We start from the raw sequence: 12,724 nt of genomic DNA on the forward strand, positions 1-12,724 counted from the left end.
CCGACCCCGTCCGCGCGACAAGGGGTGCGCAGGGGGCCGGTGATGATCGCGCGTCACGAGGGACTCGCCCGCACCTCGCCCGCACCCGCGCCCGCACCCCGGCTCGCGTCCCCGTCCGGATCCCGCATCACCGGCCCCCTGCGCACCCCTTGTCGCGCGGACGGGGTCGGCTCTACGATGCCAGCCGGGTCATGAAACGTTTCAATCCGAGGGTCCGATACGAGGAGCCGCTATGGGCATGGGCTGGACACGCCGAGGTCTGCTGCACACCTCCGCCGGCCGGCGCGGTCGCGCCCGCCGCGGGCCCGGCGGCGCCGGACGGCGGGCCGGGCGCGCTGCGGATCGCGGCCACCACGGTCGAGTACACCGAACGGCTGCTCGGCACCGACGTCGCCCGTCCGCTGCTCTCCTGGGAGCTGGCCGCCTCCGGCGCCGCCCCCGGCGGCCGCGACCCGGGCCGCGCCGGGCGGCGTGCCGCCCGGCAGAGCGCCTACCGGATCAGAGCCGCCGCCGACCCGCGCGACCTCGCCGCCGGCCGCCGGCTGCTGTGGGACACCGGCCGGATCGCCTCCGACCGCAGCGTCGCCGTCCCGTACGGGGGCCCCGTACTCGCCGCCCGTACCCGCTGCCACTGGCAGGTCCGCGTCTGGGACGCCGACGGGCACGCCTCGCCGTGGAGCACCGCCGACTGGTGGGAGACCGCACTCGGCGACGAGCCCTGGCAGGCCCGGTGGATAGGCGCCGACCCGGCACCCGAGCCGCCCGGCCTCGACGGCGCGTCCTGGATCTGGACCCAGGACGCCACCACCTCCAACGCCCCCGTCGGAGCACGCCGGTTGCGCGGCGCTCTGCCACTCCCGGCGGGCGCCGACGTCACGCGCGCCACCGTCACCGCCACGGCCGACGACGACTTCACCCTCTGGCTGGACGGCCGCGAGGTGCTGGGCGCACCGGAGCGGACCGACGGCTGGCGGACCGGCCACAGCGCCGACGTCACCGAGGCCGTACGGTCGGCGGGCGGCCGGATCGTCCTCGCCGCACTCGCCACCAACCGCGGCGACGTCGCGGTCAACCCGGCGGGACTGCTGGTCAAGCTGGTCGTCGAGACCGCCGGAGGGGCCCGTACGCAGCTGGTCACCGGAGCGGGCTGGCGCGCCACCGACGCCGACCCCGAGGGCTGGCGGCGGCCGGACTTCGACGACAGCGACTGGCCCGCCGCCGCCGTGCTCGCCCCCTACGGCCAGGGACCCTGGGGCAGCGGCGTCTCGGTCGCCGCGCCCGAGGCCCCCGCGCCCCTGCTGCGCCGCGACTTCACCCTGTCCAAAAAGGTCAGCAGCGCCCGGCTCTACATCAGCGGACTGGCTTACTACGTCGCCGAGTTGAACGGCGAGCCCGTCGGCAGCCAGGTCCTCGACCCGGCTTTCACCGACTACGACGAGACGGTGATGTACGCCGTCCACGACGTCACCCCGCTGCTCCGGCGCGGCGCCAACGCCCTCGGCGTCACCCTCGGCCGGGGCTTCTACGGCATGACCACCCCCAACGTCTGGAACTGGCACCGGCCACCGTGGCACGGCGAACCCCGGCTGCTGTGCCGGCTGGAGGCCGAGCACCCGGACGGCTCCCGTACGACCGTCGTCTCCGACACCGACTGGCGCATCACCGAAGGGCCCACTCTCACCAACTCCCTCTACGCGGGCGAGACCTACGACGCCCGGCTGGCGCCCGCGGGATGGACCGAGCCCGGCTTCGACGACCGCGCCTGGCGCCGGCCACGGCCGCAGACCGCGCCCCGGGGCACCCTGCGCGCCCAGCCGCACGACCCCATCGTGATCACCGAGACCCTCACCCCCACCGCGATCACCGAGCTGAGCGACGGTGTGTACGTCGTCGACATGGGCCGTACGACCGCGGGCTGGACCCGGCTGAGCGTACGGGCCCCGGCGGGCACCGTCGTCTCCCTGACCCACGGCGAGCGGCTCGACGCCGACGGCAGTGTGTCGGCCGGGACCGGACACGTGCCCGGCCGGTTCCAGCGCGACGAGTACATCTGCGCGGGCGGTGGGCGCACCGAGGTGTGGGAGCCCTCCTTCTCCTACAAGGGCTTCCGCTATGTGCAGGTCAGCGGTCTGCCCAGCCGTCCGCGCCCCTCCGACGTGCTGGGCCGGGTCGTCCACACCGAGGTGGCCGAGGTCAGCGCTTTCGAGTGTTCGGAGCCGTTCTACGGACAGCTCGACCGCGCGATGCGCCGCACCCTCCTCAACAACCTGCACGGCATCCCCACCGACACCCCCATGTACGAGAAGAACGGCTGGACGGGCGACGCGCAGCTCGGCGCGCCCATCATGGAGTACGCCTTCGGGGTGCACCGCTTCCTCGCCAAGTGGCTCGGCGACCTGGCGGACAGTCAGAACGCAGACGGGCAGCTGCCGGTGATCGTGCCGAGCGGCGGATGGGGCTACGGGGACCTGGGGCCGTCGCCCGAGTGGACGACCGTATATCCCTTCCTGGTACGGGAGATGTACCGGATCTACGGCGACGACCGGGTGGCCCGCGACCACTGGCCGACCCTGACCCGTTACCTCGACTGGGAGCTGGACCGGCTCCGCGACGGACTCGCGGTCACCGCGCTCGGCGACTATCTGCCGCCCGGCTACGGCGGCAACCCGCCCGAGGACACCCGGCTGACGGCGACCGCGTATCTGTACCGCGCGCTGACCCAGACGGCCGAGCTGGGCGCGCTGCTGGGCCACGACGCGACCGCCGAGCGCTACCGGCGGGCCGCCGCCGGGCTCAAGGAGGCGCTCAACGCCACCTTCCTCAACGCGTCGGGCCACTACAGCACGGCGAAGGACCCCGGCTACCGGCAGACCTCCAACGCGCTGCCCCTGGCCTTCGGACTGGTCCCGAGCGGCGCCCACGCCTCGGTGCTCGACAGCCTCGTCGCCGACATCACCGCGCGCGGCAACCATCTCGACACCGGCGCGCTGGGCACCAGCGTGCTGCTGCGGGTGCTGTGCGCCCACGGCCGTCCCGAGGTCGCGCACGCGATCGCCACCCAGCGCACCTATCCGAGCTGGGGCCACTGGTTCGACAACGGCGCCGACACCATGTGGGAGATGTGGCCGCTCGACTCACGCTCCCGCGACCACTACTTCCAGGGCACCGTCGTCCAGTGGCTCTACGAGAACGTCGCGGGGCTGCGCCCCGGGGACGCCGGGTACCGCACCTTCACCGTGCGCCCCGACGGCCGTACCGGCGTCAGCTGGGCCCGCACCTCGATCCGTACGGTGCGCGGTACGGCGTCGGTGGCCTGGTCGCGGATCGGCCGCGACCTGCGGCTGACCGTGGCCGTCCCGATCGGGGCGACGGCCGAGGTCCACGTACCGGCCGACCGGCGCGAACAGGTGAAGGCACCGGCAGGGGCGGAGTATCTGCGCACCGAACCGGGCTTCGTGCTCTATCGCGCGGGGCACGGCTCCTGGGACTTCGTGGGACGGCCCTGACGGCCGTGCTGTGCCACCGTACGGAGAAAGGCTGATCCATCGGATGTCTGACACACCATCATCCCCACGGGGCTCCCTCCCCGGGCCGCCGGGCCCGGCCTGTGCTCCGCCCATGCGCGCCGCCCTGTTCCTCACCTGCGTCAACGACGCGGTGTATCCGTCCACCGGCATCGCGACCGTCCGGCTCCTCGAACGCCTCGGCGTCGAGGTCGACTTCCCCGAGGGCCAGACCTGCTGCGGGCAACCCCAGTACAACACCGGCTACCGGCGCGAGGCGCAGCCGCTGGTGCGGCGCACATCCCGGGTCTTCGCCGGGTACGACTACGTGGTCACCCCCTCCGGATCCTGCGCCGCCATGGTGCGCGGGCACTATCCGGACCTCGGCGGCGAGGCCGCCGCCGCCCTGGCCGCACGCACCTACGAGCTGACCGAGTTCCTGGTCGACGTGGTGGGCGTGACCGATGTCGGCGCGTACTTCCCGCACACCGTCACCTACCACCCGTCCTGCCACGGACTGCGGATGCTCGGACTCGGGGAGCGGCCCAGAAAGCTGCTGGAGGCGGTGCGCGGACTGGAGCTGCGCGAGCTGCCGGGCGCGGACGAGTGCTGTGGCTTCGGCGGCACCTTCGCCATCAAGAACCCCGATGTCTCGGCGGCCATGGGCCGGGACAAGGTCCACAACGCCGCCGCCACCGGCGCGGAGGTGCTGTGCGGCGCCGACAACTCCTGTCTCCTGCACATCGGCGGCATGCTGAGCCGGGAGAGCGGCGCCCCGCGCGCCGTGCATCTCGCCGAGATCCTGGCGTCGACCGAAGAGGAGCCCTGGTCATGAGCGGTACCTATCTGGGGATGCCGGCGTTCCCGGTCGCCGCGAGGGAAGCCGTCGGCAACGAGACCCTGCGCGCCAACCTGCGCCACGCCACCCACACCATCCGCGACAAGCGGGCGAAGGCCGTGGCGGAGCTGGCCGACTGGGACCGGCTGCGCGAGGCCGGCAAGCGGATCAAGGACCACACACTGCGCCACCTCGACCGCTATCTCGTCCAGCTGGAGGAGTCGGTCACGGCGGCGGGCGGTGTGGTCCACTGGGCGGCCGACGCCGCTGAGGCCAACCACATCGTGACGGAGCTGGTCAAGGCCACCGGCGAGCGCGAGGTCGTCAAGGTCAAGTCCATGGCCACCCAGGAGATCGGCCTCAACGAGGCGCTGGAGGCCGAGGGCATCGCCGCCTACGAGACCGACCTCGCCGAACTCATCGTCCAGCTCGGCGAGGACCGTCCCTCGCACATCCTCGTCCCCGCGATCCACCGCAACCGGGGCGAGATCCGTGACATCTTCCGCGACCGGATGGCGTCCTGGGGCCGCGCGGCCCCCGACGGCCTCTCCGACACCCCCGGCGAACTCGCCGAGGCCGCGCGACTGCATCTGCGCGAGAAGTTCCTGCGCGCCAAGGTCGGTGTGTCCGGGGCCAACTTCATGGTGGCGGAGACCGGCACCCTCGTGGTCTTCGAGTCCGAGGGCAACGGCCGGATGTGCCTGACCCTGCCCGAGACCCTGATCTCGGTGGTGGGCGTGGAGAAGGTGGTGCCGGGCTGGCGCGATCTGGAGGTCTTTCTCCAGACGCTGCCGCGCTCCTCCACGGCGGAGCGCATGAACCCGTACACCAGCATGTGGACCGGCACCCATGACACCGACGGTCCGAGCACCTTCCACCTGGTCCTGCTGGACAACGGACGCACCGCCGCCCTGGCCGACGAGGTAGGCCGCCAGGCGCTGCGCTGCATCCGCTGCTCGGCCTGCCTGAACGTCTGCCCGGTGTACGAGCGGGCCGGCGGCCACGCGTACGGCTCGGTCTACCCGGGCCCGATCGGAGCCATCCTCAGCCCCCAACTCCGGGGAACCGAGAGCGAGATCGACGCCTCGCTGCCGTATGCCTCCTCGCTGTGCGGGGCGTGTTACGAGGTGTGCCCCGTCGCCATCGACATCCCCGAGGTCCTGGTCCATCTGCGCGAGCGGGTCGCCGACAGGGGCGGCAAGGGGCACCGGCTGGAGAAGGCCGCGATGAAGGCGGCGGGCTGGGTCCTCGACCATCCGCGCGTCATGGCGGCGGGCGAGCGGGCCGCCTCGCGCACCCGACGGCTGCACCCGTCGAAGCCGCCGGGCGCGGGCGCCTGGACGGACGCGCGTGACCTGCCGGAGCTGCCGGCGGAACCGTTCCGCGACTGGTGGCGGAAGAACCGTGCGAACGACATCGAGGACGGTGGGGCATGAGCGGGACCGAGCGCGACGGGCAGAGCCGGGACGGCGGCGGCGCGAGCGTCGGCTCGCGCGAGCGGATCCTCGCCCGGATCCGTACCGCCGTCGCGGACGCCCCGGAGGCCCCCGGGCCGGTACGCGACTACCTCGACACGCACACCCCCGACGACCGGACCGTCGACCTGCTCGCCGAGAACCTCGCGGACTACCGCGCCCTCGTCCACCGCACCGACACCCCGGAACTGCCCGCGCTCATCGGACGGTTGCTGGCCGACCGGGGCGCCCGTACGCTCCTGGTCCCTCCGGCGCTGCCCGCCGACTGGCTCACCGGCACACCCGAGGGCCTCACCCGGATCGCGGACGACCCGGCGATCACCGCGGGGGAACTCGACGCGGTCGACAGCGTCGTCACCGGATGCGCCCTGGCCATCGCCGAGACCGGCACCCTGATCCTGGACGCCGCCCCCGACCAGGGAAGACGCCGCATCACGCTCATCCCCGACCACCACATCTGCGTGGTACGCGTCCCGGACCAGGTCGTCGCCTCCGTACCGAGGGCCATGGACCGGCTCGACCCCACCCGCGCCCTGACCTGGATCTCGGGACCGTCCGCGACCAGCGACATCGAACTCGACCGGGTGGAGGGCGTGCACGGCCCGCGCACGCTGGAGGTCATCCTCCTCACGGAGTGACGGCCGCCGGGCACCACCGGCCGGTCACCGGGTCAGCCGGGGCGACTCGGAGGCGGCGTCCACGGGCCGGTCCGCGCCCGTCCGCTCCACCCGGAGCGCCAGCTCCCGGGCCCACACCGCCAGCCCCGCGGCATCGATGCCGTGCGGATCCGGGTAGCCACCGATCTCCGCCGCCCCCCGCCGCAGCAGCCGCGCACCGCCCGTCGTATTGCCCCGGGCGGCGTGCGTCAGCCCCACCGCCAGTTGTGCCATCCCCCGCCAGAGCGCCCGCTCCTCCTCGGGCCCCGACTTCCACGCGTCCTCGAACACCTCGTGCGCGTGGAACGGCCTGCCCCCGTCCAGCAGCCGCTGCGCCTCCCGCAGCGTCCGATCCGGCGTACGCACCACCCCCTCGGGCTGCCGCTCCACTCCCTCGGCCCCGTAGGGCAACGGCCGCCCCAGCCCGTCCCGGGGCCGCGCGTTGCGAGCACGTCCCTCACTGTCCCGATCCCGCCCGCTCTCGCTCATGCCCCGATTGTCCTCCCACCGGGCGGCGTCCCGGCGGTCGCCAGGAGTGCGGTAATGTACTCCTGCGTGGTCGGACCGGGCGGGAAACCCTCCGGCGGACCGGGCATCGGGACGTGGCGCAGCTTGGTAGCGCACTTGACTGGGGGTCAAGGGGTCGCAGGTTCAAATCCTGTCGTCCCGACTTGCGTTTTCGCGGGTCGTAGGCGGTATCGGAGAAATCCGGTACCGCCTTTCGCTTTCTCCCGGGGCGAGTTGGGGACCACGCGCCATCGCCTGTCGGCGAGGTGGGTGGGCAGGTCGGTCGGACTCAGCCGATCTGGCGGTCGCGGCCCGCGGGTACGGCCGCGGCGATCTGGGCCAGGACGAGCAGCAGCACGAAGGTGAGCGGTGGCCGCCAGCCGTCGCCGTGGTCGTAGAGGACGCCGACGACGAGCGGTCCTGGAATGGAGAGGGCGTAGCCGAGGCTCTGTACGAAGCCGGAGAGCCGGGCGACGGTGGCGCTGTCGCGGCCCCGCATGCCGATCATCGTCAGGGCCAGGGGGAAGGAACAGTTCGCGATGCCCAGCAGGACCGCCCAGAGCCAGGGCGCGAAGGCGGGGTCCCACCACAGCCCGGCGAACCCGGCGAAGCCGCACAGGCCGATCCCGGCGGCCAGCCCGCTCTGGTGGCGCAGCCTGCCCGCCGCGGCGGACAGCGCGAGGGACAGCGCCACTCCGAGCAGGGAGGACGCGGAGAACAGCACGCCCGCCGTACCGGCGGACAGTCCCGCGTCCCGGAAGATCTGGGGGAGCCAGCCGATGATGATGTAGGCGGAGCCGGCCTGGAGTCCGAAGTACGCGGTGAGCGCCCAGGCCGTGGGGTCGCGCGAGAGTCGCCCGGCGTTCGCGCGCGGCGGGCCGGTCGTGTCGCCGACGCGGCCCGGGGGCCGTACGGTCCGGCGCCTGGCCAGCATCACCCAGGGGGGTACGGCCAGCGCGGCCAGTACCGACCAGGCGCCCAGACCGTAGCGCCAGTCGCCGCCGAACGCCTCAGCCAGGGGCACCGTCAGCGCCGCCGCGGACGAGGCGCCGACGTTCAGCGCCATGGAGTAGAGGCCGGTCATCGTGCCCACCCGCTCGGGGAAGCGCTGCTTGACGACCATCGGCAGCAGCACGTTGGCCACGGCGATACCCGCCAGCGACAGCGCTGTCAGGACGACGAACAGCATCGGATCGAGGGCGAACGACCGCAGCGCCAGCCCCACGGCGAGCACCGCCCCGGCGACCGCGATGACGCCGCTCGCGCCGAAGCGCCGTGCCAGGAGCGGCGCCGCCGAGCCGACCACGGCGAAACACACCGCGGGGACGGAGGTCACGAGCCCGGTGACCGAGCCGCTCATGTCGAGGCTGTCCCGGACCTCCTCCAGGACGGGGCCGACGCTGGTGACCCCGGGCCGCAGGTTGAGGGCGGCCAGGACCAGCGCCACCACGGCCACCCGGCGCGCTCCGCCCGGCGCGGCGCGGGGCGCGGAGCCGCGCGGATCCGCGGGGGGAGCGGGGGAATCCGCGGCGCTTTCGTTGACCTCGTCCGCTGTCATGGATCCCATCGTAGAGTCATCCCATGACTCGATGTCCAGTGATTCTCATAGAGTCATGGGATGACCGTAGGTCTGACGTAGGCTACGCGGCATGAACATGGATCCCGTGCGCCGCCAAGCGCTGGGCGACCAGGTGATCGCCAGGCTTCGCGAACAGATCACATCGGGCGCCTGGCCGGTCGGCAGCCGCATCCCCACCGAGACCGACCTCGTCGAGCAGCTCGGCGTGGCACGCAACACCGTGCGCGAGGCCATCCGGGCTCTCGCGCACACCGGGCTGCTGGACATCCGCCATGGCTCCGGCTCCTACGTCCTGGCCACCAGCGAACTCGCCGGTGTGATGCGCGACCGCTTCGGGACGGCCAGGACGGAGGACATCAGGGACGTCCGCGGCGCCTTGGAGGTGCGCGCCGCCCGTCTCGCCTGCCAACGCCGTACGGACGACGACCTGGAACGGCTCGATCACGCGCTCCGGCAGCGGCAGGAAGCGTGGGCCGCGGGCGACCGCGACGCCTTCGTCAACGCCGATGTGGCCTTCCACCTGGCCGTCGTCACCGCGTCCCGGAACACCGTGCTCGCCGGACTCCACGCCGACCTCGGCGAGGTCATCCGGGACTCCCTGCTGGACCACTTCGGTGACGCGCTGCGCTCCGAGCAGTTCCAGGACCACGACACCCTCGTCGACGCCATCCGCGACCGCGACGCCGACCGAGCGGCCCGGGAGGCGGCGTCCTACATGGACTGAAGGCCGCTTGTCCGCGCGATCCCCCTCCCGTGGTCGCCCGTTGAGGCCCGGTCGCCCTACCAGGGGCCTGCGGCGGCCCGCAGGGTCAGCCCGATACCCACGGTCAGGACGAGAGCGGAAGTGATCACCGGCCAGAACCGGGTCAGTCTCCGCAGCCCGGCCCAGCGCTCTCCGGTCAGCCCGGCGCGTGCGGTGTGGTCGAGCCGGTCGCGCAGCCGGACCAGGAGGAGACCGGCGAGGGTGAGGGTGGCGGCCATGCCGAGTCCGTATCCGACGACCAGCAGCACACCGAAGGCGGTCCTGCCGAGGGCGACGGCTCCGAGCAGGACGACGAGGGCTGAGGGGCTGGGCACGAGCCCGCCCGCGATACCCATGCCGATCAGCCCGCCCCTCGTCACCCCGGGAGTCCCGTGGTGCGTGTGGTGCTCGTGCGCGTGGGCGCCGGGTGCGGGGGAGTGGGGCCGGTGTGCGGGGGAGTGTTCGTCCGTGAGGACGGCGACGGCGGTGCCTTCCTCCGCGGCCCCGGTGGTGACGAGGGGCCGACGGCGGCCGGGCAGCGGGTTTCTCGACTCGCTCCGGGGGCGGGGCGTGTGCCGGCCGTGATGAGGGTGAGGGTGACCGTGGCGGTGATCATGGTGTTCGCTGTGGCCGTGGCCGTGGCTGTGATCATGGTGTCCGCCGTGGCTGTGGCCGTGCGTGGGCCGGTCGCGTACCGCCCCGTACAGCAGCCACAGTCCGATGGCGGTCACCAGCAGCCCGCTGGCCAGTCCCAGCCAGGTCAGCACCGTCTCGCCCGCGAGCGTGGTCGCGACCGGCAGCAGGAGGCCCAGGACCAGCACTCCGGCCGTGTGGGTGAGGGTGACGGTGGCGCCGACCGTGACCGCGTCCCTGGGCGTACCCCGCCGGCCCGCCAGGTACGCCGCCATGATGGTCTTCCCGTGGCCGGGCAGCGCGGCGTGCGAGGCTCCGAGGACCACGGCGAGGAGCAGCGCCAACACGCCTACGGGAAAGGTCAGTTCGCGGCTTCCGACCAGCGAGTCGAATACCCCCGTGATCCGGTCCAGGGCGGTGCCGAGCGGGCCGCTGCCCGCCGGGGCGGCCGACGTCGCGGGAAGCCCGTCGCCACCGCCGGGCGCGGTGCGCACCGTGGCCGTGCGCTGGTCGAGGGGGTCGGCCAGCGGGTCCGCGGGGTAGTGGCGCAGTTCGTCCGTGGCCGAACGGGCGGGTACGTCGGAGTGGGTGAGGGTGACCCCGTCGCCGCGTGCGGTGATCTCCTGCCAGCCGATGCGGCGGCTGTCGTACTCGGTACGGACGGTGAGGCGCGACGGGTGGCGCAGATCGGCCGCCGCGGTGAGACCGCAGGTCAGCCTGCTCGTGGTGAGCCCGGCCTCTCCCGGGTGGTAGGTGAACGCGCTGCTCGTCGCGGTCCATGCCAGGCGTCGGCCCGCCGTCTCGACCCGCAGCCGCCGCGCCGAGGCGGCGCACCGGTCGAGCGCGTAGGCGTGGGACTCGGCCGCGTCGACGGTCCCGTCGGCGTCCCGGTCGACGCGTACCCGCTCCTGCGCGGCGGCGATCTCGGCGCTGTCGACGACGAGGGTGGCGTCGATCCGGTCCTGACGCACCGTCAGTCCGGTGTGGTGGTTGACGGTGAAGTTGCCCAGGGGGTGGGCCAGGGCAGCCGGTGCGACGGCGGCCGACGCGGTGGCGGCGGACGCGGTGGGCGCGGTGACGGCGGACGCGGTGGCGGCGAGCGCCGTGAGGCCGCTCACCGCGAGGGCGCGGCGGATACGACGGAGGTTCACGAGGCGGCGCCGATCCGCTGGAGCGCGGTCCGCGCGGCGGGTGCGTGCAGTGGGTGGAAGTGCGGATCGACGGAGAGGGCGGTCTCCAGGTCCCGGCGGGCCGCCGCCGGATCGCCGAGGGCACGCTCGATCATCGCCCGGTGGTGGTGGAAGAGCGCGGAACGTGTGCCGAGCGCCAGTGCGCTGTCGGCGTACGGCAGCGCCCGAGCGTCCTGTCCGGCGCGGTGCAGCGCCCAGCCGTACGCGTCCTGTACCGCGAGGAAGGGCCGGTGCTCGACGGCGGCGCGGCCCATGCGGACAGCGCGGCGCGGGTCGCCGTGGTCGGCCTCGAAGAGGATGGCGTCCACATCGGGCACGGCCTTCGCGGCGGTGCGCAACCGGTCCTGCGCGCGCAGGACTTCGTACTGCTCCTCGGCCAGGTCGGTTCGCCCCAGGGACTGCTGGAGTTCGCCGAGTCCCAGCAGATACTGCGGCAGTGGGGTGACGGCGACGGCCGCCGTGTAGTCCGCGACGGCCCGCCCGCTGTCGCCGAGCGCGCTGTGGGCGCGGGCGCGGGCCTCCAGCAGCTGCGGGTCGCGCGGAGCGGTCCGCAGGCCCTCTTCCGCCTCGCGCAGCGCGGTGCGCGGGTCGCCCGACTCCTGTGCCAGGGAGGCCAGGTGGGCGCGGGTGAACGCCCTGTCCCCCGGTGTCGAGGCGTCGTCGAGCGCGCGTTTCATCAGCGCCTTGGCCCGCGCGACGTCACCGCGCAGCTCCCACGTGTACGAGGCGCGGGCCAGCGAGGAGGTGTCGGGACGCAGATCGGTCATGCGCTGGACGTCACGGAAGGCGGCCTCGTACCGGCCGAGCTGGGTGTGGGCGTCGGCGAGCACCCCGTACGCGGCGGATCCCGAGGGGTTGACGATGACGGCCGCGCGGCCCCGGTCGAGGGCGCCCGCGAAGTCGTGCCGGGCGGCGGCCAGGGCGCCGAGGCCGGTCTGCGCGGCGTAGTTGTCCTCGGGCTGGACCTTCAGTGAGGTGCGCAGCGCCGACTCCGCCTTCGCGTAGGTGGCGGGATCGGCGGTGGTGCGCGCCTGTTGTACGTAGGCCATGCCCAATGACGCCCAGCCGGGGGCGTCTTCGGGCAGTCGGCGCAGCCGTTCGCGCAGGGCCTCCGGCGATCCCTCCCGCGCCGCCGCCGTCACCGCGTCGGCCGGGCCGCCGTCCCGGGAACCGGATCCGGCCGGGGCCAGCCCCACCGCGCCCGCGGCGAAGAGCGTCGCGCCCAGGGCCAGGGTCACCGCCGTACCGCGCAGTCGCCCGCGCCCGCGCCTCGCGCCCCGCTCGCCGGACGGCGGTCGCGAGGGGGAGGGCGGTGACGGCTGAGGGGAACGGTGGAGCGGGCGGGAACGGGGGTGGGAGTGCGGCTGAGGCACGGTCCTCCTCGGCTTGCGGCTGCTCGCTGACCGCGGGCCGCGCGAAACGGGCTGCGGGAACGGGCTGCGGGAGACGGGCTGCGGTGTGACACGGTGCGGTGTGACACGGTGCGGCGCGGCGCGGTGTGACACGGTGCGCGGCGTACGGCCGCGCGGCGGAGTGGGCCGCGCGGAGTGGGCCGGGCGCGGCCCCGAGGAGTGCCCCCGAGGGAAGGGCCGCGCCCGACC

At 73.8% G+C, this 12,724-nt stretch carries 9 protein-coding genes and 1 tRNA gene; 6 read left to right on the forward strand and 4 right to left on the reverse strand.

Features of this window, described 5'->3' with window-relative positions; all coding sequences use genetic code 11:
• The first annotated feature begins 191 nt into the window (after positions 1-191).
• The 4 genes from DVH02_RS29925 to DVH02_RS29940 all read left to right on the forward strand — a co-directional run bounded on the left by DVH02_RS29925 (position 192) and on the right by DVH02_RS29940 (position 6,454).
• Positions 192-3,506: a family 78 glycoside hydrolase catalytic domain gene (locus tag DVH02_RS29925; RefSeq protein WP_114626986.1), complete on the forward strand. Its 3,315-nt coding sequence runs from the start codon at positions 192-194 to the stop codon at positions 3,504-3,506.
• 112 nt (positions 3,507-3,618) lie between these two features.
• Positions 3,619-4,338 carry a (Fe-S)-binding protein gene (locus DVH02_RS29930; RefSeq protein WP_114626987.1) on the forward strand — a complete coding sequence of 240 codons (720 nt, stop codon included), beginning with the start codon at positions 3,619-3,621 and terminating at the stop codon, positions 4,336-4,338.
• Positions 4,335-5,777, forward strand: coding sequence for a LutB/LldF family L-lactate oxidation iron-sulfur protein (locus DVH02_RS29935; RefSeq protein ID WP_114626988.1), 1,443 nt, complete (start codon positions 4,335-4,337; stop codon positions 5,775-5,777). Before DVH02_RS29930 ends, DVH02_RS29935 begins: the two co-directional genes overlap by 4 nt.
• Positions 5,774-6,454 carry a LutC/YkgG family protein gene (locus DVH02_RS29940; protein WP_114626989.1) on the forward strand — a complete coding sequence of 227 codons (681 nt, stop codon included), beginning with the start codon at positions 5,774-5,776 and terminating at the stop codon, positions 6,452-6,454. Before DVH02_RS29935 ends, DVH02_RS29940 begins: the two co-directional genes overlap by 4 nt.
• A gap of 24 nt (positions 6,455-6,478) precedes the next feature.
• Here DVH02_RS29940 and DVH02_RS29945 read toward each other — a convergent pair whose 3' ends face one another.
• Positions 6,479-6,961 (reverse strand): DUF309 domain-containing protein, encoded by a 483-nt coding sequence (locus DVH02_RS29945; protein WP_114626990.1) that lies wholly within the window; start codon positions 6,959-6,961, stop codon positions 6,479-6,481.
• A 107-nt stretch (positions 6,962-7,068) separates the two neighbouring features.
• On the opposite strand from DVH02_RS29945, the gene DVH02_RS29950 reads away from it, so the two are divergent.
• Positions 7,069-7,142: transfer RNA gene (locus tag DVH02_RS29950), tRNA-Pro, on the forward strand.
• A 126-nt stretch (positions 7,143-7,268) separates the two neighbouring features.
• Here DVH02_RS29950 and DVH02_RS29955 read toward each other — a convergent pair.
• Positions 7,269-8,537 carry a CynX/NimT family MFS transporter gene (locus DVH02_RS29955; protein WP_114627004.1) on the reverse strand — a complete coding sequence of 423 codons (1,269 nt, stop codon included), beginning with the start codon at positions 8,535-8,537 and terminating at the stop codon, positions 7,269-7,271.
• A 91-nt stretch (positions 8,538-8,628) separates the two neighbouring features.
• On the opposite strand from DVH02_RS29955, the gene DVH02_RS29960 reads away from it, so the two are divergent.
• The gene (locus tag DVH02_RS29960) at positions 8,629-9,282 is read left to right on the forward strand and encodes a FadR/GntR family transcriptional regulator (RefSeq protein WP_407697696.1); all 654 of its coding nucleotides are present in this window, start codon (positions 8,629-8,631) and stop codon (positions 9,280-9,282) included.
• A gap of 56 nt (positions 9,283-9,338) precedes the next feature.
• Here the strand turns inward: DVH02_RS29960 and DVH02_RS29965 are convergent, their stop codons facing one another.
• Positions 9,339-11,084 (reverse strand): HoxN/HupN/NixA family nickel/cobalt transporter, encoded by a 1,746-nt coding sequence (locus tag DVH02_RS29965; protein WP_233518543.1) that lies wholly within the window; start codon positions 11,082-11,084, stop codon positions 9,339-9,341.
• Positions 11,081-12,361: a tetratricopeptide repeat protein gene (locus DVH02_RS29970; protein ID WP_233518544.1), complete on the reverse strand. Its 1,281-nt coding sequence runs from the start codon at positions 12,359-12,361 to the stop codon at positions 11,081-11,083. Before DVH02_RS29970 ends, DVH02_RS29965 begins: the two co-directional genes overlap by 4 nt.
• Positions 12,362-12,724: the final 363 nt, after the last annotated feature.

This window comes from Streptomyces corynorhini (assembly GCF_003346515.1).
In the GTDB taxonomy this organism is placed as follows: domain Bacteria; phylum Actinomycetota; class Actinomycetes; order Streptomycetales; family Streptomycetaceae; genus Streptomyces; species Streptomyces corynorhini.